This window comes from Ureibacillus sp. FSL K6-2830 (assembly GCF_038004145.1).
GTDB classification, from domain to species: domain Bacteria; phylum Bacillota; class Bacilli; order Bacillales_A; family Planococcaceae; genus Ureibacillus; species Ureibacillus thermosphaericus.
In genome coordinates, this window is sequence record NZ_JBBOQR010000001.1 from 1444095 (window position 1) to 1466709 (window position 22615).

Here is a 22615-nt window from a genome sequence, read left to right on the forward strand (position 1 = left end):
ATTAGCGGACCTCCTTTATCAGTTATCTCCACTGATTTCTCTTTCACGAATCACAGTTTTCATACGCGCAATCGCTTTACGAACTTCACGAATGCGAGCTGTGTTTTCTAATTGACCAGTCGCCAATTGGAAGCGAAGGTTGAAAAGCTCTTCTTTCAGTGATTTAACTTTTAATTCGATTTCAGAAGTGGCAAGTTCACGGATTTCTTTAGCTTTCATTAGAATCACCACCAGTTTCTTGACGTTTCACAATTTTACATTTCACAGGAAGTTTATGTGATGCCAAACGAAGCGCTTCGCGTGCAACTTCTTCAGAAACACCTGCAACTTCGAACATAACTTTTCCTGGTTTTACTACAGCTACCCAACCTTCTGGAGAACCTTTACCGGAACCCATACGTACCTCAAGAGGTTTTTTCGTATAAGGTTTGTGTGGGAAAATTTTAATCCAAACTTTACCGCCACGTTTCATGTAACGAGTCATCGCAATACGAGCGGCTTCAATTTGACGGTTAGTGATCCAGCTAGCAGTTTGAGCTTGAAGACCCCATTCACCAAATTGTACTTCACGACCGCCTTTTGCTTGACCGCGCATTTTACCGCGATGTTCGCGACGATATTTAACACGTTTTGGCATTAACATAATTATTTTCCTCCTTCCGCAGAGTTTTTCTTCGTAGGAAGGACCTCACCACGATAAATCCATACTTTTACACCTAATTTTCCGTATGTTGTATCTGCTTCTGCGTGAGCGTAATCGATGTCTGCACGAAGCGTATGAAGTGGTACAGTTCCTTCACTATAATGTTCTGCACGTGCGATATCCGCACCGCCTAAACGACCAGATACTTGCGTTTTAATCCCTTTTGCTCCTGCGCGCATAGTGCGTTGAATCGCTTGTTTTTGCGCACGACGGAATGAAACACGATTTTCAAGTTGACGAGCGATATTTTCTGCAACTAATTTTGCATCAAGATCCGCTTTTTTAATTTCAACGATGTTGATGTGCACACGTTTACCAGTGATATCGCTTAAGTATTTACGTAAGTTTTCTACTTCCGTACCACCTTTACCGATTACCATCCCTGGCTTTGCAGTGTGAATCGTAATGTTCACTCGATTTGCAGCACGTTCGATTTCAACTTTGGAAATCGCTGCTTCTTTTAAAGTAGTTTCGATATATTTACGGATTTTGATATCTTCGTGAAGTAATTCAGCGTAGTCTTTTTCAGCGTACCATTTTGACTCCCAATCACGAATGATACCAATTCGCAATCCGTTTGGATGTACTTTTTGACCCAAAATTAACCCTCCTTCTTCTCAGATACCACTACAGTGATGTGGCTTGTGCGTTTATTAATTGCGCTTGCACGTCCTTGCGCACGTGGACGATAACGTTTTAATGTTGGTCCTTCATCAACATAAATTTCAGAAATGTATAAGTTGTTTGGATTTAATTCGTAATTGTGCTCAGCATTTGCAACTGCAGATTTTAATACTTTCTCAACGACTGGAGACGCCGCTTTTGGAGTATGACGTAAAATTGCAACTGCTTCTCCTACTTGCTTGCCTCTAATTAAATCTACTACTAAGCGCACTTTACGAGGGGCAATTCGGACTGTGCGAGCAACGGCTTTAGCTTTTGTTGTCATCAGGATCTACCTCCTCTCAAAATTAGCGTCTTGTTTTTTTGTCATCCGCACCGTGACCTTTATAAGTACGAGTTGGTACGAACTCGCCAAGTTTGTGACCTACCATATCTTCTGTGATGTATACCGGAACATGTTTGCGTCCATCATAAACCGCAATTGTTAATCCGATGAAGTTAGGGAAGATCGTAGAACGGCGAGACCAAGTTTTAATTACTTGTTTTTTGTCTAGACCTTGTTGTGCTTCTACCTTTTTCATTAAATGTTCATCACAAAATGGTCCTTTTTTCAAGCTGCGACCCATTTAGTAACCTCCCTCCGTGATTTCACCACGGCTCTTCGCTCGAACCGTAGCTTTATCACATTATTTTTTACGTCCACGAATAATTAATTTATCAGATTTATTACGTTTCTTACGTGTCTTGTATCCAAGAGCTGGTTTACCCCATGGTGTCATTGGTGATTTGCGACCGATTGGTGCTTTACCTTCACCACCACCGTGTGGGTGATCATTAGGGTTCATTACAGAACCGCGAACTGTAGGGCGTTTACCTAACCAACGAGAACGACCCGCTTTACCGATGTTTACTAATTCGTGAGATTCGTTACCCACTTGACCGATTGTTGCGCGGCAAGTAGCTAATACTAAACGAACTTCACCAGATTGAAGACGTACGATTACGTATTTTCCTTCACGTCCAAGTACTTGCGCAGATGCACCAGCAGAGCGTACTAATTGTCCACCTTTACCTGGTTTTAATTCGATATTGTGAACTGTAGTACCCATTGGGATGTTTGCTAATGGTAAAGCATTACCTACTTTAATATCAGCATCTGGACCAGAAATAATTTCTTGACCTACTTTTAATCCTTTTGGTGCAATAATATAACGTTTTTCACCATCAACATAGTTAATTAATGCGATGTTAGCAGAACGGTTTGGATCGTATTCGATTGTAGCAACGCGTCCTGGAATGCCATCTTTATCACGTTTGAAATCGATGATACGGTATTGGCGTTTATGTCCACCACCGTGATGACGAACAGTAATTTTACCCTGGTTGTTACGACCAGCTTTGCGTTTTAAAGGCGCTAATAATGATTTTTCCGGTTTATCCGTTGTGATTTCCGCAAAGTCAAATGATGTCATGTTACGACGACCATTTGAGGTTGGTTTATACTTTTTAATCGCCATGTTGTTTCCCTCCTTCTTTAAATGTCAAAACGAACACATTTTACAATTAGAAATCGAATAATTCAATTTCTTTGCTATCAGGTGTTAATGTTACGATTGCTTTACGACGTCTGTTTGTTAATCCTTGGAATTTACCTACACGTTTTACTTTGCCTTTGTAGTTCATGATGTTGACTTTAGCCACTTTTACGCCGAAGATTTCTTCTACTGCATCTTTCACTTGTGTTTTGTTCGCACGAAGATCAACTTCGAAAGTGTACTTTTTATCAGCCATCAGTTCAGAAGAACGCTCAGTAATGACAGGACGTTTAATTACATCACGTGCATCCATTATCCAAGCACCTCCTCAACTTTTTCTACTGCAGCTTTCGTGAATACAACTTTGTCATGACCTAATAAATCAAGAACGTTGATTCCAGAAGCTGTTAAAACTGTTACGCCTGGGATGTTACGTGCGGATAATGCCACGTTTTCATCTAATTCAGCTGTAACAAATAATGCTTTTGAATCGATTTTTAAGTTACCTAAAATTTCTTTGAAGTCTTTTGTTTTAGGTGCATCTAATTTCAATGCATCTAACACTAGGAAGTTTTGTTCGTTCACTTTAGCAGATAATGCAGATTTAAGAGCTAAACGACGAACTTTTTTAGGTAATTTATAGCTATAGCTTCTTGGTTGTGGTCCGAATACAGTACCACCACCACGCCATTGTGGAGAACGGATAGATCCTTGACGAGCACGACCTGTTCCTTTTTGGCGCCATGGTTTTCTACCACCACCAGAAACTTCAGAGCGGTTTTTTACTTTATGTGTACCTTGACGTAGAGATGCGCGTTGAGCGATTACTGCGTCGAATAATACTGCTTCGTTTGGTTCGATACCGAAAATCTCATCATTCAATTCGATTTCTCCAACAGAAGCGCCTGTTTGACTAAGTACAGTTACCTTTGTCATTCCTGTTTCCTCCTTTCTTCAAGAAATTAGTTAGATTTTTTAACAGCTGCTTTTACTGTTACTAAAGATTTTTTAGAACCAGGAACATTACCTTTTACTAGTAGTAAGTTACGTTCAGTATCCACTTTAACAATTTGTAAGTTTTGGATAGTTACTGTATCTCCACCAGTTTGACCAGGTAAAGCTTTTTGTTTAAATACTCGGTTTGGAGCAATAGGTCCCATTGAACCTGGACGACGGTGGTAACGAGAACCGTGAGACATTGATCCACGAGATTGGCCATGGCGTTTAATTACACCTTGGAAACCTTTCCCTTTTGTTACTCCTGTTACATCTACCCAATCGCCTTCTGCAAAAATATCTACTTTGACTTCTTGACCAACTTCATACTCATCTAAGTTTACTCCACGAATTTCACGAATGAAGCGCTTAGGAGCAGTATTTGCTTTTGCTACGTGTCCTTTTTCCGGTTTGTTAGCAAGCTTTTCGCGCTTATCTTCGAAACCAAGTTGGATTGCTTCGTAGCCATCGTTTTCAACAGTTTTCTTTTGAAGTACAACGTTTGGAGTTGCTTCAATTACTGTTACTGGTATTAAATCGCCGTTCTCAGCAAAAACTTGCGTCATACCGATTTTTCTACCTAAGATTCCTTTGGTCATTTGTCACACCTCCTGTGATAATTAAAAGTTTTATTTTACTATTAAAGTTTGATTTCGATGTCAACGCCAGACGGTAAATCAAGCTTCATTAACGCATCAACTGTTTGAGGAGTTGGGTTAATGATGTCGATTAAACGTTTGTGAGTGCGCATTTCGAATTGTTCGCGTGAATCTTTATACTTGTGAACAGCTCGAAGGATTGTGTACACAGTTTTTTCCGTTGGTAACGGAATCGGACCTGATACACTTGCGCCTGAACGTTTAGCAGTTTCAACAATTTTTTCAGCGGATTGATCTAATACTCTGTGATCATACGCTTTTAAACGAATACGAATCTTTTGTTTTGCCATTATTTTCCCTCCTTTATCGCCTAATTACTAGACATTCTCCACGGAAATTTCCCACACACTCGCCATGGCAAAGCGGCCGGGTGTGTCGGCAACCTCCCGCTTCATCGCAGTCAAAGACCAACATTCAACATTATATACAATAAAATAGTTGTTAGCAAGTGTTTTCTCGAATTTTATTGGTCTTTCAAATTTTGCACTCCCTAAGCTGTTTTTTAGTATATAGGAGGAGATTATATAAATCAACTCCAATAAAATTCTGAAAATTCCCCGCTATCTACATTAAAATATATAACTGCGCTTTCATAAAATGTTTCCTATTATAAATAGGAACATAGTTTTTAACTATCAAAAATACTTTGCGGCATTCAAGATGAATGCGAAAAAAGTGGTCGGCCAAAATTTTTTGCCAACCACTTGATCATGGAGTCTAAAAATTGATCTCTACCTATTTAATTGTTTCCTATCTTTATAATGCTTCTTTTACTATTTTTTTATAATACAAAACAGATAATATGCCAAATACCGTGTACATCGCTACATAGAATATGTTGATAATCATCATTGGCGTAGTCATCTCTGAACCAAACAGCCACCAGCCGGATTTCACTGCAAAGTAACTGTGAAAAAGTCCAATCATAAGCGGCATGCCGAAGTTAAACAATTGTTTTACATAAATTCCGCGCATTAACTCACCATTGGAAAATCCGATTTTCCGCAAAATTGTATAGGAATCTCTTTCATCTTCCGCTTCACCCATTTGTTTAAAGTAAAGAATGCTTCCTGTTGTCAATAAAAATGCCAATCCCAAAAATCCTGTTACAAAAATACTCATTCCACTAATAGCTGTATTCTCATCGTAATATTCTTTATAAGTTTTTAGATTTGCATATTGAATGACATTTCTTTCTCTCAAGTTCTTAAATATTATCTCTGCCCTTTCTCGGTCTTTTTCTTTTGCTAAATTAATACCAATTTGAGTTGAAATAGCAGGATTTTGAGCTTTTTCTAATTCATGAAATAATTCATCTTTCACAATCAACACAGGCAAACTATCACTTGCTAACACTGATAGAAAAAATTGATCTTCTCTTACTTCTTTAATAAATAAAGCGTAATTCTTCTCACTTGTTTTTACATTAATTTTCTTTTTGCTTTCCAACGGCAGTAATTTAGATAATACATTTGAGTAGCTTGTCATCATGATTTCCCCATCTTTCAAATGGACATCCGGATTTATTTTTTTGTAATCTGATAGAGGAACGGCAGCTGTTACCACCTCTTGATTGACATTTATATACTCAGCATTTTTTTCATCTAAATTAAATAAATCAGACATTTTAATATTTACGTTAGAAATATGAAAAGTTGTTTTTTCATATTCAATTCCTTCTGCCTTTAGCTGTTCTAAAAATTCATTTCCGTTATTATTAAGTAAGATATAATCAAATGGAGAAGATTGTTTTGCATTGGATTCTGAAGAGTAGTAAGAAATATAAGACAGCGTCATAATCCCGACGGCTAATCCTGTCAACACAGTAATCAATGTAAGAGAACTAGCATTTCCCTTCATGCGGTGCATAATTGTTGTAACACCTAAAACATCTGTTATTTTTAAATGTCCCTTTTTGCTTTTCCGGATTAAGTTCATGATAAGTGCCACGGAATATCGGAAAAATAAATAGGTGCCTAAAATTGTTGAACCAAGAATAAGCAACATATTGACCAACAAGTTGTTTGTTGTGGCACCCTCCACGCTGAACAATCTTGTAGAATCGTAATACCCATATGCAATTAAACCAATTCCTATGATTCCCATAATCATATGGAAAATGCTGAACTTTTTAATTCGTTCATCGGCTATTTTTGCTGCATTAAATAGCGATAACAGCGATGCTTTCCGAATCATAATAAAAATTTGAATCAAGACCACCACTAATAGAAGAGCAAAAATAATGAGCGATTTTGAAAAAGCAGTCATGGAAAAAGATAAACTGACAATTGCGTCGTTTAACATTAACTTCATTAAAATCATCGCAAAAAAACGAGAAGTTAAAAATCCCCAAACCATCCCGATTCCTACAGCCAACGTGAACAATACTACATTTTCAATCAATAATAACCGAAAGATCAAACCTTTAGTCATTCCGATTAATTGATATAAGCCAATTTCTTTACTGCGGCGTTTCATAAATAATTGGTTCGCGTAAAGAATAAAAAAAATCAAAATAAAATATAAAACATACGTAATGGATTCAAAACCTGCCGTTGCGGTACCGCTTGCTTCCAACGCCGCGGTAACAGAAGGGTTATATTGTATGGTGATGAATGAAAAGCAAAGGGTCACACTAAAAATTAATGCAAAGAAGTATAAGTAATAATGCTTTATGTTCTTCTTCATACTTTTAAAAACTAAATTAGTTAACGTCATATCCATCACCGCCAAGCACTCTTTGGGTATTCAAAATATCTTGGAAAAACGCCTGTCTCGTTTTATCCCCTTTATAGAGCTCCGTATAAATTTGACCGTCTTTCAAGAACAACACTCGACTACAGAAGCTTGCTGCCACTGCATCGTGGGTCACCATCATGATGGTTGCTCCTCTTTCCTTATTGATGTTTTCCAAATTTGTCAGTAATGCCGTCGCCGCTTTAGAATCAAGGGCCCCTGTCGGCTCATCGGCAAAAACGATAGATGGTTCAGTAATAAGAGCTCTTGCAGCAGATGTTCTCTGCTTTTGTCCGCCGGATATTTCATTTGGATATTTACTTAAAATGTCTTTGATTTCTAAATATTCGACGAGCATTGCTAAACGCTTCTCTGCCGCGTTTTTTGATACTTTGCCAACAGATAACGGCAGCAGAATATTCTCTTTTACCGTTAACGTATCAAGCAAATTATAATCTTGAAAGATGAACCCTAAATGTTCCCGGCGAAATTTTGCCAAATCCCGTTCTTTCATCTTTTGTAACGGTTTCCCGTTGATTTCAACAATTCCTTCTGTTGGATAATCTATGGAACAAAGGACATTTAATAAAGTTGTTTTACCCGAACCGGATGGCCCCATGATACCAACGAATTCTCCTTCATGTACTTCCAGGTCAATCCCTTTTAACACTTCTTGTTGTAACGTACGTTTTCCATAGGTTTTTCTTATTTTTCTTGCCACTAAAACAGCCATTTCGTCAACCCCTTGTATTGATTCCTTACTAAATTGTACCCTTTCAGTACCTTACAATCGTTCGATTTTCGTGACAAATAAAATGGTAAATGACAATTTTGTCACATACCATAAGATTGAATGTATTGATTTTCAAGAGGAAATTGGATTGTAAAAGTTGTGCCGGCACCCACTTGTGAATCTACCTTCAGCGTAAGCCCAAGTTTTTCAGCCGCTTCCTTTGCCAAGTATAGACCCATCCCTGTCGCAGCGATTGTTTCCCTTCCGATCGTTCCTGTATAGGACCGTTGGAAAATACGGGGCAAGTCTTCAGCTCGAATCCCAACTCCGAAGTCTTGTATATGTAATAATAGATGCCCCTCTTGATTCCGGGTTGTAAATATGTGAATTTCACTATTGTCATGGCTGTACTTCACTGCATTAGAAAAGATTTGGCGAATAATGAACCCAAGCCATTTGGCATCTGTTGTCACGGTCTTTTGCAAATTCTTGGTTTCAACACCAATCCCTTTTTCAATACACCATGAACGAAAATCTTTAATTTGTTGATGAACGACTGTTTCCAAGCAAACCTTTTCCAGCCGGTTATCTTTTTCAATCGTTGAAAGCCTTGTTTCATGGATTTTTTGATCAAGCAACAAAAATATGCGAACCCATTCTTTTTCAATCTTTTCTTTTAACGCATAAGGCTTTACTTGTTCCACGATTAATTTCATGGCAGTCATCGGCGATTTCATTTCATGCACCCACGCCAGCATCTGATCTTGCTGTTCGAGCATTTCCATTTTTATGTGGTGAAGTCTATAATCTATTTCTTCATATTGTTGTTGGAAATGTTCCATGTACATTTGCTGGAAAGGAGAAAGCAGCTCTTTATTGATTGGTTGCTCATAGATAGCTTTTAGCTGCTTTGTTTCTCTTCCATAACGCCAAATTAAGAAAAGAAGAAAGAATAAAAGATTCATGATGTTTACATATATGATGGATATATTTGATATGCCGCTATCGATGAAAAACAATCCATTCAGCCATATTTGCATAAACAGGAAGAATAAAATCCACGATCTTCTTTCTTTTAAAAATAGTCCAATCATTTTGTCACCGCCATGTAGCCAAGTCCTTTTTTCGTTACAATGGTTTCCGATAAACCAATTTCATCTAATCGCTGTCGCAATCGATTGACATTGACCGTTAACGTATTATCATTCACAAATCGCTCGTCATCCCATAATTTACGCATTAGCTCATCACGAGAAACAATTTTGTCAACAGAAGCTAATAATGTCTTCAAAATAAACAATTCGTTTTTCGTCAATTCTATCACTTTCTCACCGTATTGAATGGTTCCTCTGTCATAATCAATAATTGCACCATTCCATCTCACAACATGTTGCATATTCTCCCCATAATCATAAGTTCTTCTTAATATCGCCTGTACTTTTGCTAGCAATACTTCCATATGAAAAGGTTTTTGCACAAAATCATCCGCCCCCATTTGCATAGCCATTACCATATCCATTGGATGGTCTCTAGATGATAAAAATAGAATTGGCACTTTTGAGATGGCACGAATTTCACGGCACCAATGAAAACCATCAAATGCGGGGAGTTGAATATCAATGATGACTAGATGTGGCTGCACGTTTAAAAAATCATCTAGCACTTGTTGAAAATCTTTTGGTCCTACTACTTCCATCGACCATTGGTTAAAACGTTCCCTTATTGAATTGAAAATGGATTGATCGTCCTCTATTAAAAATATTTTCATTCTTTCATCCTTTCACATACATAAAATTTTTATATTATATTGTAATATATTTTGCACTTTGTTTAAGAAAATCAATTTTATTCTCTTTTTATGAGAAATATGTATGTAAATTAGTATAATGGAACAAAGAACAAATAGTGCGTAAAAAGGAGATGTTTGTAGTGGACATCCGCCAAATCGAGTATTTTACAGAAGTAGCCAAACATTTGAGTTTCACGAAAGCTGCTTCCACTTTACACGTATCACAACCATCCATTAGTAAAGCCATTCAAAATTTAGAAGCCGAGCTTGGTGTACCTTTATTTTACCGCTCTTCAAAACAATTGGAGTTGACGGATGCAGGAAAGGCGGTATTAGCAAATGCGCAACATGTATTAGCCGCCTTTAAAAATTTACGTTCAGAATTAACGGATTTAATGGAGTTGAAAAAAGGAGAAATTCGTATTGGAATTCCACCGATTGTAGGTGTGGAGTTTTTTTCAAAATTAATTAGTTTATATAAAGAAAAATATCCTTATATTGAAATTAAACTAACGGAAGTAGGGACAAAAAAAATTCGGCGAGGGGTAGAAGAAGGAGAATTGGATATAGGCCTAATTTGTAATTTATGCGATCCAAATGATCAATTAGAATCTATTAGTATATTAAAAGATCCGTTAATGTTAATTGTTCATAGAGATCATCCCCTTGCTGCATTGCCATCCGTTGAAATGTCCCGGTTAGAGAAAGAAGATTTTATTATATATCGCAAAGATTTTACATTGTACGATCGCATTATAGAAGAATGTTCAAAAAACGGGTTCTACCCAACAATAGCCTGTGAATCATCACAGAAAGATTTAATCGTTGAGATGGTGGCTGCTAAAGTAGGGATTGCGTTACTTCCGAAAAAAATATGTGAAAAACTTCAAAATGAAAAAATTGTTTCAATTCCTTTCAAACATGAAAATCTTTTTCTAGAGTTAGGATTGACTTGGAAAAAGAATAAATATTTATCGTTTGCCGTACGAGAATTTATAGGATTGACTCAACAGTTTATATCGAAATAAAAAAGACATCCTTCCAAAATGGTTATCTATTTTGGAAGGGATGTCTTTTTATAATTAGTTTGTACTTACAACGCCATATTTTTGTTTCGCTTCAAGGCGTCGCTTATGAAGGATTGGTTCAGTATAACCATTTGGTTGCTCATATCCTTTGAAAATGAGGTCGCAAGCTGCTTGGAAACCAACAGACTCTTCGAAGTTTGGAGCCATTGGGCGATAGTTTGGATCATCAGCATTTTGTTTATCCACCACTACAGCCATACGTTTAAGCGTTTCATACACTTGTTCTTTTGTCACAATTCCATGGTGTAGCCAGTTTGCGATATGTTGGCTGGAAATACGAAGTGTTGCACGGTCTTCCATTAATCCAATATCGTTAATGTCTGGTACTTTTGAACATCCAACTCCTTGTTCTACCCAGCGAATTACGTATCCTAAAATTCCTTGACAGTTGTTGTCCAACTCTTCTTGAATTTCTTCTGGGCTCCAGTTTGGATTTTTCTCTACAGGAATTTGAAGAATATCATCTTGTAAATCTTCAAAGTCGGTAATACCTCTTTGAACTTCTTTTACATCTACTAAATGATAGTGGATGGCATGCAACGTTGCAGCTGTTGGTGATGGTACCCAAGCTGTATTGGCTCCTGCTTTTGGATGAGCGATTTTTTGCTCTAGCATTGCAGCCATTAAGTCAGGCATTGCCCACATTCCTTTACCAATTTGGGCACGGCCTTGTAAACCGCAATTTAATCCTACGAATACATTTGATCTTTCATATGCATTTAACCAAACAGAAGATTTCATTTCATTTTTGCGAATCATTGGACCTGCTTCCATTGATGTATGAATTTCATCACCTGTTCTATCTAAGAATCCCGTGTTAATGAAGACAATCCGTTCTTTTACTTCTTTAATGCAATTTTTTAAGTTTAGAGACGTACGACGTTCTTCATCCATTACCCCAACCTTTAATGTGTAACGCTCAAGTCCAATTAAATCTTCAATTCTACCAAATAATTTGTTTGTAAATGCTACTTCTTTTGAACCGTGCATTTTTGGTTTTACAATATAAATAGAGCCTTTTTTCGAATTTTTGTATTTTGTTTTACCTAATATATCAAGTTTAGCAATTAAGCTCGTAATGACACCATCCATAATTCCTTCTGGGATTTCTTCTCCATTTTTATCTAAAATGGCGTTTGTTGTCATTAAGTGACCTACATTGCGGACAAACATTAATGAGCGACCTGGTAATGTAATGTCTTCGCCGTTAACCCCTTTATACGTGCGGTCAGGATTTAACGTACGAGTCATTATTTTCGAACCTTTATCAAAAGTAGCTGATAAATCTCCTCTAATTAATCCTAACCAGTTGCTGTATACTTCTACTTTATCTTCTGCATCAACTGCAGCAACAGAGTCCTCACAGTCCATTATTGTCGTCACAGCTGATTCTAAAATAATGTCCTTAATACCAGCCGGATCTGATTTTCCTACAGGATGATTTCGATCGATTACAATTTCAATGTGCAGGTCATTATTCTTTAATAAAACTACAGAAGGTTCTTCTGGCGACCCGTTATACCCCACAGCTTTTGATTCATCCACAAGTCCTGTTTCATTGCCATTTGAAAGTGTAGCAACTAGCTTTCCGTTTACAATCGCATATTTTGTAACATCTAAATGAGTTGCATCTTTTAAAGGAACTGCTTGATCTAAAAACTTCTTCGAATATTCAATTACTTTCTGTCCACGAACTGGATTGTAGCTGTTTCCTTTCTCCGCTCCATCTTCCTCGCTAATGGCATCAGTACCGTATAATGCATCGTAAAGGCTTCCCCAACGAGCATTGGCAGCGTTTAGGGCATAACGTCCATTGTTTACTGGTACAACTAATTGAGGACCAGCTTGAAACGAAATTTCTTCGTCAACGTTTTCAGTTGTAATATGGTAGTCTTCTACTTTCGGTTCAATGTAGCCGATATCTTCAAGGAATTTTTTATATTGATCGAAATGAAAGTGATCTTTATTTTCTTTATGCCAGTTATGAATTGCCTCTTCTAATTCTCTTCGCTTTTCAAGAAGTTCTTTATTTTCCGGCGTTAAGTCATGAATTAATGTATCAAATCCTGCCCAAAATTCATCTTTATTTACTTCTGCATCAGGCAAAACTTGCTCATTTACAAAATCGTATAACACTTTTTCTACTTGTAAATTCCCCACTGTAACGTAATTTGCCATAATACCGCATCCCCCTCAATAATTCGAACAATGATTTTGAAGATTCCAAAATCTCCTTAATAATATTATAAGGGGGAAAGAGCATATAAATGAAATACATATTTTGAATAAACAATATTCACTTTAGCTATAGAAAAAAATCGAGTAGGAGGGAGCGATTAACTCCCGTCCTCTCACACCACCGTACGTACGGTTCCGTATACGGCGGTTCAATTAAGATGATTGACGCAAGTCTTTATAACTTCCGTGAATAGCTGTTCTCTTTATGCCAGTGGTCACTCCACCCTCCAAGAGGTCTCCCACGGGATTCACCGCTTCCTTCCTCAAGTGAGGTACTACGTTTTCTGTGTTCATCATGACTCACTGAATGCCAAGGGCTATTCTCTCTTAATTGTTCGGTCCTTCTTAGTAGTTCTAAACCAACTAATACGATGACCTCTGCTGACTTCTGACGGTTCAGCTACTTATCACTAAGTAGGTTATGAAGCGTACTTCACATATCCGCCAGACCTCCCCGGGTAAGAATGTAATCTTTCCTTCCATCTATCTGCTTCATTTACTCTGTACCACCTTTGGCAGAAAGGACTTTGTTTTGTTTAGCAAACTCATCCAATGATACCTAGCCTTATATGAAGTTCGTGTTCCTCAGACCGGAAGTTTGCCGCTCGCTTCCTTCAGATTCCGCGTCACCACGGACACCCTTGCGTTAAGCTAACTGTTACTTCTGCCTTCACAGTTCGGGACTTACACCCTATAGATTACACCCATGCCAGGCGCACTAAAAAAACCATCTTGTAGATAAACTACAAGATGGTTCAATCGTAAGCTATTTACGTTTATTATTTAATGATTTCAGATACAGAACCTGCTCCTACAGTACGTCCACCCTCACGGATAGAGAATTTAGTACCTTCTTCAATCGCGATAGGAGAGATTAATTCTACAGTCATTTCGATGTTATCGCCAGGCATAACCATTTCTACACCTTCTGGTAAAGTGATTACACCAGTTACGTCTGTAGTACGGAAGTAGAATTGTGGACGATAGTTAGAGAAGAATGGAGTATGGCGTCCACCTTCTTCTTTAGATAATACGTAAACTTGTGCTTTGAAAGCTGTGTGTGGTGTAATTGAGCCTGGTTTTGCTAATACTTGACCGCGTTGAACTTCGTCACGTGAAATACCACGTAATAAAGCACCGATGTTGTCACCAGCTTCAGCATAGTCAAGTAATTTACGGAACATTTCGATACCTGTTACAGTTGTTTTTGTTGGCTCATCAGCTAAACCGATGATTTCTACTTCGTCACCAACTTTAACTTGACCGCGTTCTACACGACCAGTAGCAACTGTACCACGACCAGTGATAGAGAATACGTCCTCTACTGGCATCATGAATGGTTTATCAGTTTCACGTTGTGGAGTTGGAATGTATTCGTCAACTGCATCCATTAATTCAATGATTTTTGCTTCCCACTCAGCCTCTCCTTCAAGAGCTTTAAGAGCAGAACCTTTAATTACAGGAACTTCGTCGCCTGGGAAGTCATATTCTGAAAGTAAGTCACGAACTTCCATTTCTACTAATTCTAATAATTCTTCGTCGTCAACCATGTCACATTTGTTTAAGAATACTACTAAGTATGGTACACCCACTTGACGAGAAAGTAAGATGTGCTCACGAGTTTGTGGCATTGGACCGTCAGCTGCAGATACTACTAAGATACCGCCGTCCATTTGAGCAGCACCAGTGATCATGTTTTTAACGTAGTCAGCGTGTCCTGGGCAGTCTACGTGTGCATAGTGGCGTTTGTCTGTTTCATATTCAACGTGAGAAGTGTTGATTGTGATACCACGTTCTTTTTCTTCTGGTGCGTTGTCGATTTGGTCGTAAGATTTAGCTTCACCACCAGTTTTTTTCGCAAGAACTGTTGCGATAGCAGCAGTTAAAGTAGTTTTACCATGGTCAACGTGACCAATTGTACCAATGTTAACGTGTGGTTTTGAACGATCAAATTTTTCTTTAGCCATTAGAGAAAGCCTCCTATTACTTGTATTTTTTATTTTTACAACTGCTGACAAGAAATTACTTTCTTGTCAAACAATCATAGCTTACAAATTATTTATACTTGATTAAAGGTGAGATTTCAATTATTATTCACCTTTATTTTTTTTGATAATTTCTTCTGCAATTGATTTTGGTACTTCTTCATAGTGGTCAAATACCATTGAGAATACACCGCGACCTTGAGTAGCAGAACGTAATGTAGTTGCATATCCGAACATCTCAGCAAGTGGAACCATAGCACGAACCACTTGTGCGTTACCGCGTGCTTCCATACCTTCAACACGACCGCGACGTGCAGTTACGTGACCCATGATATCGCCTAGATATTCTTCTGGTATTACAACTTCAACTTTCATTATTGGTTCAAGTAATACAGGGTTACATTTTGCTGCAGCATTTTTAAGTGCCATGGATGCAGCGATTTTGAACGCCATTTCGTTAGAGTCAACATCGTGGTAAGAACCATCGAATAATTTCGCTTTGATGTCAATCACTGGGTATCCAGCTAGTACACCATTTTCCATAGCGTCTTTTAAACCTGCTTCTACAGCTGGGATGTATTCACGAGGTACTACCCCACCGACAATCGCGTTTTCAAATTCAAAGCCTGCTCCTTCTTCATTTGGAGAGAATTCGATCCAAACGTGACCGTATTGACCACGACCACCAGATTGGCGAACGAATTTACCTTCAACTTGAGCAGTTGTACGGAATGTTTCACGATATGAAACTTGTGGAGCACCTACGTTAGCTTCCACTTTGAATTCACGTCTTAAACGGTCAACAATGATATCAAGGTGAAGCTCACCCATACCAGAGATGATTGTTTGACCTGTTTCTTGGTCAGTATGAGCACGGAATGTTGGGTCTTCCTCTTGAAGTTTTCCAAGAGCTGTACTCATTTTATCTTGGTCTGCTTTTGATTTTGGTTCAATAGCAACCGAAATAACTGGTTCTGGGAATTCCATTGATTCTAAGATAACTGGGTTTTTCTCATCACAAAGTGTGTCACCAGTTACTGTATCTTTTAAACCTACTGCTGCAGCAATATCCCCTGCGAATACTTTTGAAATTTCTTCACGGTGATTTGCGTGCATTTGTAGAAGACGTCCAATACGTTCACGTTTACCTTTTGTAGAGTTAAGAACGTATGAACCAGAATCTAGAATACCTGAATACACACGGAAGAATGTTAACTTACCTACATATGGGTCAGTCATAACTTTGAATGCCAATGCTGAGAATGGCTCTTCGTCACTTGCATGACGCTCAGTTTCTTCTTCAGTTTTTGGCACGATACCCTTAATAGCAGGAATATCGAGTGGTGAAGGTAAGTAGTCGATTACTGCATCAAGCATTTTACGAACACCTTTATGTTTGAACGCAGTACCGCAAAGTACAGGGTAGAATTGTACCGCAATTGTTGCTTTACGGATTGCAGCTTTTAATTCTTCTACTGTAATTTCTTCACCAGAGAAGTATTTTTCCATTAATTCTTCATCAAGTTCAGCTACTGCTTCAATTAATTTTTCACGGTATTCTTCAGCTTGTGCTTTGTATTCTTCTGGAATTTCTCCTACAGTAACATCTGTACCTTCGTCGTTACCGTAGAATGTCGCATTCATTTCAACCAAGTCAATAATACCTTTAAATTGATCTTCCGCACCAATAGGTAATTGAATTGGATGCGCATTCGCTTGAAGACGATCATGTAAAGTATTTACTGAGTATAAGAAGTCGGCACCAGTTTTGTCCATTTTGTTAACAAATACGATACGAGGAACTCCGTATGTTGTAGCTTGGCGCCATACAGTTTCAGTTTGTGGTTCAACACCAGATTGAGCATCTAGTACTGTAACTGCACCGTCAAGTACACGTAATGAACGTTCAACCTCTACAGTGAAGTCCACGTGTCCCGGAGTGTCGATGACGTTAATGCGGTGACCTTTCCACTGAGCCGTTGTAGCAGCAGAAGTGATTGTAATACCACGTTCTTGCTCTTGCTCCATCCAGTCCATTTGAGAGGCACCTTCGTGAGTTTCACCGACTTTGTGAATCTTACCAGTGTAATAAAGGATACGCTCAGTTGTTGTTGTTTTACCAGCATCAATATGAGCCATGATCCCAATATTACGTGTATTCTCTAGAGAGAATTCGCGTTTCATAGGGAATTGTCTCCTTCCAAATTGGGTTTAGACTAAAAAAGTGTTATATTTAAATTTTGTACTAGCAAAAAGCTAGTACAAAATTTAGATTACCAACGATAGTGTGCAAAGGCTTTGTTTGCTTCTGCCATTTTATGCATATCTTCGCGTTTTTTCACTGCAGCACCAGTGTTGTTTGCTGCATCTAGGATTTCGTTAGCTAAGCGCTCTTCCATTGTTTTTTCACCGCGAAGACGAGCGTAGTTCACTAGGTAGCGAAGACCTAGAGTAATACGACGGTCTGGACGAACTTCAACCGGTACTTGATAGTTAGAACCACCAACACGGCGAGCACGTACCTCAAGAACTGGCATTACATTATTTAATGCTTCTTCAAACACTTCTAATGGATCTTTGCCTGAACGTTCTTTTACAATATCGAACGCACTGTAAAGAATTTTTTGCGCTGTACCTTTTTTACCGTCAATCATGATTTTATTAATTAAACGTGTTACTAATTTTGAATTGTAAATCGGATCAGGTAACACGTCACGTTTGGAAACAGGACCTTTACGAGGCATGTGTTTTCCTCCTTTCAACGAGTATTACGAATTTTTATTATTTTTTCTCTTTTGGTTTTTTCGTACCGTATAAAGAGCGTGATTGCATACGGCCGTTTACACCTGCAGTGTCAAGCGCACCGCGAATGATGTGGTAACGTACCCCTGGTAAGTCTTTTACACGTCCACCGCGAATTAATACAACGCTGTGTTCTTGTAAGTTGTGACCTTCACCAGGAATGTAAGCTGTAACCTCGATTTGGTTTGTTAAACGAACACGTGCATATTTACGTAACGCTGAGTTTGGTTTTTTCGGTGTCATTGTACCAACACGTGTACATACTCCGCGTTTTTGAGGTGAATTAACGTTTGTTAGAGACTTTTTAAAGCTATTGTAACCTTTGTTTAACGCAGGTGATTTTGATTTAGTAATTTTAGATTTACGAGGCTTACGTACCAATTGGTTAATTGTAGGCATCGGTTTTTCCTCCCTTCATGTTATCGTTTTTTAATACCACATATCCAGGTGGTTCATTTTTAGGGTAAAAACAAAGCTTTTGTGTTTTCCCACAAAAACTACTCCGCAGCAATCGCAACAACTGCAGCTCCAACTTGGATTCCGCACGCTTTGCCAAGCTCTTTTCTTGATTCCACAAGATCTACCGGAATTCCATTTTCCTTTGCAAGGGCAATAACCGGTTCTGTTATTCTCTCTTCTGCATCTTGTGCTACAATGAGCTCTTTTACTCGGCCAGCTTTTATTGCTTTTACTGCTTGCTTTGTACCAATGATTGTTTTACTTGCCTGTTTAACTTTTTCATAAGACATTGACAATATCCTCCGAAGTACAGACAGTTACTATCAACCCTAAGTATATTATCATTATCATTTCAATCTGTCAATTTTTTTTGTAATTGAGTTAAAAAATTTTTTTGATAAGTATAGAAACAGAGCAAGTAAACGATTTAATGAATTTATTCCATTATTCATCCAGTGAAAATGGCTTGAGCCTCCCTATCGCATAATGTTTGTTTACAACTTCGGAGACTCAAGCTCTTGTATTTTCACTGAAATGTTTTCCGAATTATTCGGCTGATGTTAATTCTTCTAGAGCGCTAACAGGCTCTTCTTTGATCTTGATTTGACGATATCTTTGCATACCTGTACCTGCTGGAACAAGTTTTCCTAGAATTACGTTCTCCTTCAATCCGAGTAGCGGATCTCGCTTACCTTTAATTGCAGCATCTGTTAATACACGAGTTGTTTCTTGGAATGATGCAGCAGATAAGAAGGATTCCGTTTCAAGCGAAGCTTTCGTAATTCCAAGGATAACTGGACGACATGTTGCAGGTACTTTACCATTCATAATCGCTTCTTTATTTGCTTCTGTGAATTGGTGAACATCGAGGAGTGTTCCAGGAAGTAAGTCTGTATCTCCAGCTTCAATTACACGAACTTTTCGAAGCATTTGACGTACCATTACTTCGATGTGTTTGTCCCCGATTTCTACCCCTTGCATACGGTATACTTTTTGAACTTCTTTTAATAAATATTCTTGTACCGTTGCTACGTCTTTGACTTTTAATAATTGTTTTGGATCAATTGAACCGTCAGTTAGAATTTGACCTTGTTCTACTTCGTCACCTACAGCAACTTTCAATCGTGCATTGTAAGGAGCTTGATATTTACGAGTTTCAATTTCACCAACAACAGTAATTTCTCTTAAGCCGTCTCGACTTTCTTCAACTTCAGTAACGACACCTTTAATTTCTGAAATAAGAGCCTGACCTTTTGGATTACGCGCCTCGAAGATCTCCTGAATACGTGGAAGACCTTGCGTAATGTCGTTACCAGCAACCCCACCAGTGTGGAATGTACGCATCGTTAACTGTGTACCTGGTTCACCGATTGATTGAGCAGCGATAATTCCAACCGCTTCTCCCACTTCAACCTCTTCACCAGTTGCTAAGTTGATACCATAACATTTTTTACATACACCATGTTTTGTATTACATGTGAATGCTGAACGGATTGATACTTTTTCAATACCAGCATCAATAATTTTTCGAGCAATATCTTGCGTAATTAAATTGTCGCGCTCTAAGATTATTTCGCCAGTTTCAGGATGACGAATTGTTTTCTTAGCATAGCGTCCAACAATACGTTCTTCAAGCGTTTCAATTACTTCAGTACCATCCATTAACGCACCAATAGTTAATCCACGGTCTGTACCGCAATCTTCTTCACGAATAATCACGTCTTGTGCAACGTCAACAAGACGGCGAGTTAAATAACCAGAGTCCGCAGTTTTTAGCGCAGTATCCGCAAGACCTTTACGGGCACCGTGTGTTGAAATGAAGTATTCCAATACGCTTAAACCTTCACGGAATGAAGATTTAATTGGAAGTTCGATAATACGACCAGCTGGGTTGGCCATGAGTCCACGCATACCTGCAAGCTGAGTGAAGTTCGATGCGTTACCACGGGCACCGGAGTCACTCATCATGAAGATCGGATTCAATCTTGGTAAAGAGTTCATTAGTTTTGCTTGGATTTCATCTTTTGCTTCAGACCAGCTTGAAATTACGCGGTCATAACGTTCTTCTTCTGTAATTAAACCGCGACGGAATTGTTGCATTACTTTATCAACTTTTTTCTGAGCTTTATCTAAAATTTCACCTTTTTCAGGTAATACAACGATATCTGAAATACTTACTGTAATACCCGCACGCGTTGAATATTTAAATCCTAAATCTTTCATGCGGTCTAGCATTTTGGATGTCTCTGTAATATGGAATCGCTTGAATACTTCCGCAATAATGCTTCCTAAGAATTTTTTACGGAATGGAGGAATCAACTCTTGATCCTCAATGTATTTTTTCAATACCGCTTTACGCTGATATTCGATTTTTTCTTGTTCAGATAGTTGATTATATTCTTCTGAAGCTTCTAGTTCTTTTAGTAGCTCATCATCGATTGTTAAGCTGACAAAGTATTTATCTGGTGTAGCTACTTCCAAGTTGTAAGATGTTGGTTCGTTAATGTATGGGAAAGACTCTGGCAAAATTTCATTAAAGATAATTTTACCTACTGTTGTAATCAAGATTTTTTTATTTTGCTCTTCCGTAAATGTTTTATTGTTTAAAGAGCTTGCTTTTACGGCAATTCGGCTATGCAGGTGCACATTACCGTTTTGGTAAGCAATTAACACTTCATCTGGACTAGAGAATACTGAACCTTCTCCACGAGCACCTTTGCGCTCAAGAGTTAAATAGTAGTTTCCTAATACCATGTCTTGGGAAGGTGTTACAACCGGCTTACCGTCTTTTGGATTTAGGATGTTTTGTGCAGCAAGCATCAGTAAACGAGCTTCTGCTTGAGCTTCTGCTGATAACGGCACGTGAACCGCCATTTGGTCACCGTCGAAGTCTGCGTTATAAGCTGTACATACAAGCGGGTGTAGTCGTATTGCACGACCTTCAACTAAAGTTGGTTCGAACGCTTGAATCCCCAATCTGTGTAGCGTTGGGGCACGGTTAAGTAACACTGGATGTTCTTTAATTACGTCTTCAAGCACATCCCATACTTCGTTGTGCATACGTTCAATTTTGCGTTTTGCGCTCTTAATGTTGTGAGCCAAGCCTCTTTCAACTAACTCTTTCATTACAAAAGGCTTAAATAATTCAATCGCCATTTCTTTAGGTAGACCACATTGATACATTTTTAACGTTGGACCAACGACGATAACGGAACGACCAGAATAGTCTACACGTTTACCAAGCAAGTTTTGACGGAAACGTCCTTGTTTACCTTTTAACATGTGTGACAAGGATTTTAATGGTCGATTACCCGGTCCCGTTACAGGACGACCTCTACGTCCATTATCGATCAATGCATCTACCGCTTCTTGCAACATGCGTTTTTCGTTTTGAACAATAATGCTAGGAGCCCCTAAATCTAAAAGGCGTTTTAAACGATTGTTACGGTTAATAACACGACGATATAAATCGTTTAAGTCAGATGTTGCGAATCGGCCACCATCCAGCTGTACCATTGGTCGAAGCTCTGGTGGGATAACCGGAAGCACCTCTAATACCATCCACTCTGGTCTATTTCCAGAACTGCGGAATGATTCAATGACTTCAAGGCGTTTAATTGCTCGGGTGCGACGTTGACCTTGAGCTGTTTTTAATTCTTCTTTTAATTTATTTGCTTCTTCCTCTAGGTCAATTTGCTCTAGAAGTTTTTTGATAGCTTCTGCACCCATTCCTGCTTCAAAGCTATTACCAAACTTTTCACGGCAAGTACGATATTCTTTTTCAGATAAAAGTTGTTTCTTCTCTAAGTTTGTAACGCCAGGATCGATTACTACATAAGAAGCAAAATAAATTACTTCTTCCAATGCCCTTGGAGACATATCAAGAATGAGCCCCATACGGCTTGGAATTCCTTTAAAGTACCAAATGTGTGAAACTGGCGCCGCAAGTTCGATGTGTCCCATACGTTCACGTCGAACTTTTGCTCGCGTTACTTCTACACCACATCGGTCACATACTACACCTTTATATCGAACGCGTTTGTATTTTCCACAGTGACATTCCCAGTCTTTCGTCGGACCAAATATGCGTTCGCAGAAAAGACCATCTTTCTCAGGTTTTAATGTACGATAGTTAATTGTCTCAGGTTTTTTTACTTCCCCATAGGACCAAGAACGAATTTTATCCGGTGAAGCCAAACCAATTTTCATAAATTCGAATTCATTTACGTCAACCAAGGAGCCTACCTCCCTTTAGTTATAAGTCCTTT

At 38.4% G+C, this 22615-nt stretch carries 22 protein-coding genes; 1 reads left to right on the top strand and 21 read right to left on the bottom strand.

Going from position 1 to position 22615, the window contains the following annotated elements; all coding sequences use genetic code 11:
• Positions 1 to 18: 18 nt before the first annotated feature.
• The 14 genes from rpmC to NSU17_RS07225 all read right to left on the bottom strand — a co-directional run bounded on the left by rpmC (position 19) and on the right by NSU17_RS07225 (position 9754).
• On the bottom strand, positions 19 to 219 hold the full coding sequence (gene rpmC, locus NSU17_RS07160) for a 50S ribosomal protein L29 (protein ID WP_016839376.1): 201 nt from the start codon (positions 217 to 219) through the stop codon (positions 19 to 21).
• Positions 209 to 643: a 50S ribosomal protein L16 gene (rplP, locus tag NSU17_RS07165; RefSeq protein WP_016839375.1), complete on the bottom strand. Its 435-nt coding sequence runs from the start codon at positions 641 to 643 to the stop codon at positions 209 to 211. Before rplP ends, rpmC begins: the two co-directional genes overlap by 11 nt.
• Positions 644 to 645: 2 nt before the next feature.
• Positions 646 to 1302, bottom strand: coding sequence for a 30S ribosomal protein S3 (rpsC, locus tag NSU17_RS07170; protein ID WP_016839374.1), 657 nt, complete (start codon positions 1300 to 1302; stop codon positions 646 to 648).
• 2 nt (positions 1303 to 1304) lie between these two features.
• Positions 1305 to 1652 carry a 50S ribosomal protein L22 gene (gene rplV, locus NSU17_RS07175; protein WP_096550069.1) on the bottom strand — a complete coding sequence of 116 codons (348 nt, stop codon included), beginning with the start codon at positions 1650 to 1652 and terminating at the stop codon, positions 1305 to 1307.
• A 22-nt stretch (positions 1653 to 1674) separates the two neighbouring features.
• Positions 1675 to 1953: a 30S ribosomal protein S19 gene (gene rpsS / locus NSU17_RS07180; RefSeq protein ID WP_016839372.1), complete on the bottom strand. Its 279-nt coding sequence runs from the start codon at positions 1951 to 1953 to the stop codon at positions 1675 to 1677.
• A gap of 60 nt (positions 1954 to 2013) precedes the next feature.
• Complete coding sequence (rplB, locus tag NSU17_RS07185; RefSeq protein ID WP_016839371.1) at positions 2014 to 2844, bottom strand: 50S ribosomal protein L2; 831 nt, start codon at positions 2842 to 2844, stop codon at positions 2014 to 2016.
• A gap of 46 nt (positions 2845 to 2890) precedes the next feature.
• The gene (gene rplW / locus NSU17_RS07190) at positions 2891 to 3175 is read right to left on the bottom strand and encodes a 50S ribosomal protein L23 (RefSeq protein WP_016839370.1); all 285 of its coding nucleotides are present in this window, start codon (positions 3173 to 3175) and stop codon (positions 2891 to 2893) included.
• Positions 3175 to 3798: a 50S ribosomal protein L4 gene (gene rplD / locus NSU17_RS07195; protein ID WP_096550067.1), complete on the bottom strand. Its 624-nt coding sequence runs from the start codon at positions 3796 to 3798 to the stop codon at positions 3175 to 3177. Before rplD ends, rplW begins: the two co-directional genes overlap by 1 nt.
• A gap of 26 nt (positions 3799 to 3824) precedes the next feature.
• A complete protein-coding gene (rplC, locus tag NSU17_RS07200; RefSeq protein ID WP_096550066.1) occupies positions 3825 to 4457 on the bottom strand; it encodes a 50S ribosomal protein L3 in 633 nt (210 codons plus the stop codon).
• Positions 4458 to 4498: 41 nt separating this feature from the next.
• Positions 4499 to 4807: a 30S ribosomal protein S10 gene (rpsJ, locus tag NSU17_RS07205; RefSeq protein ID WP_016839367.1), complete on the bottom strand. Its 309-nt coding sequence runs from the start codon at positions 4805 to 4807 to the stop codon at positions 4499 to 4501.
• Between the two features lie 466 nt (positions 4808 to 5273).
• Positions 5274 to 7235, bottom strand: a complete 1962-nt coding sequence (locus NSU17_RS07210) for an ABC transporter permease (RefSeq protein ID WP_340704679.1) — start codon at positions 7233 to 7235, stop codon at positions 5274 to 5276.
• On the bottom strand, positions 7222 to 7986 hold the full coding sequence (locus tag NSU17_RS07215) for an ABC transporter ATP-binding protein (RefSeq protein WP_340704680.1): 765 nt from the start codon (positions 7984 to 7986) through the stop codon (positions 7222 to 7224). Before NSU17_RS07215 ends, NSU17_RS07210 begins: the two co-directional genes overlap by 14 nt.
• 101 nt (positions 7987 to 8087) lie before the next feature.
• The gene (locus NSU17_RS07220) at positions 8088 to 9080 is read right to left on the bottom strand and encodes a sensor histidine kinase (RefSeq protein WP_340704681.1); all 993 of its coding nucleotides are present in this window, start codon (positions 9078 to 9080) and stop codon (positions 8088 to 8090) included.
• On the bottom strand, positions 9077 to 9754 hold the full coding sequence (locus NSU17_RS07225; RefSeq protein WP_340704682.1) for a response regulator transcription factor: 678 nt from the start codon (positions 9752 to 9754) through the stop codon (positions 9077 to 9079). Before NSU17_RS07225 ends, NSU17_RS07220 begins: the two co-directional genes overlap by 4 nt.
• 161 nt (positions 9755 to 9915) lie before the next feature.
• On the opposite strand from NSU17_RS07225, the gene NSU17_RS07230 reads away from it, so the two are divergent.
• A complete protein-coding gene (locus tag NSU17_RS07230) occupies positions 9916 to 10803 on the top strand; it encodes a LysR family transcriptional regulator (RefSeq protein ID WP_340704683.1) in 888 nt (295 codons plus the stop codon).
• A gap of 54 nt (positions 10804 to 10857) precedes the next feature.
• Here NSU17_RS07230 and NSU17_RS07235 read toward each other — a convergent pair whose 3' ends face one another.
• From NSU17_RS07235 to rpoC, 7 genes are all read right to left on the bottom strand, one after another.
• Positions 10858 to 13041: a malate synthase G gene (locus NSU17_RS07235; protein ID WP_340704684.1), complete on the bottom strand. Its 2184-nt coding sequence runs from the start codon at positions 13039 to 13041 to the stop codon at positions 10858 to 10860.
• A gap of 839 nt (positions 13042 to 13880) precedes the next feature.
• Positions 13881 to 15068 (bottom strand): elongation factor Tu, encoded by a 1188-nt coding sequence (tuf, locus tag NSU17_RS07240; protein WP_340704685.1) that lies wholly within the window; start codon positions 15066 to 15068, stop codon positions 13881 to 13883.
• 123 nt (positions 15069 to 15191) lie between these two features.
• Positions 15192 to 17270, bottom strand: coding sequence for an elongation factor G (gene fusA, locus NSU17_RS07245; RefSeq protein ID WP_016838551.1), 2079 nt, complete (start codon positions 17268 to 17270; stop codon positions 15192 to 15194).
• An 89-nt stretch (positions 17271 to 17359) separates the two neighbouring features.
• Positions 17360 to 17830 carry a 30S ribosomal protein S7 gene (gene rpsG, locus NSU17_RS07250; protein WP_016838550.1) on the bottom strand — a complete coding sequence of 157 codons (471 nt, stop codon included), beginning with the start codon at positions 17828 to 17830 and terminating at the stop codon, positions 17360 to 17362.
• A 37-nt stretch (positions 17831 to 17867) separates the two neighbouring features.
• Positions 17868 to 18287 carry a 30S ribosomal protein S12 gene (rpsL, locus tag NSU17_RS07255; RefSeq protein ID WP_016838549.1) on the bottom strand — a complete coding sequence of 140 codons (420 nt, stop codon included), beginning with the start codon at positions 18285 to 18287 and terminating at the stop codon, positions 17868 to 17870.
• 98 nt (positions 18288 to 18385) lie between these two features.
• Positions 18386 to 18637, bottom strand: a complete 252-nt coding sequence (locus NSU17_RS07260) for a 50S ribosomal protein L7ae-like protein (RefSeq protein ID WP_016838548.1) — start codon at positions 18635 to 18637, stop codon at positions 18386 to 18388.
• Between the two features lie 256 nt (positions 18638 to 18893).
• Positions 18894 to 22583, bottom strand: coding sequence for a DNA-directed RNA polymerase subunit beta' (gene rpoC / locus NSU17_RS07265; RefSeq protein ID WP_096550060.1), 3690 nt, complete (start codon positions 22581 to 22583; stop codon positions 18894 to 18896).
• Positions 22584 to 22615: the final 32 nt, after the last annotated feature.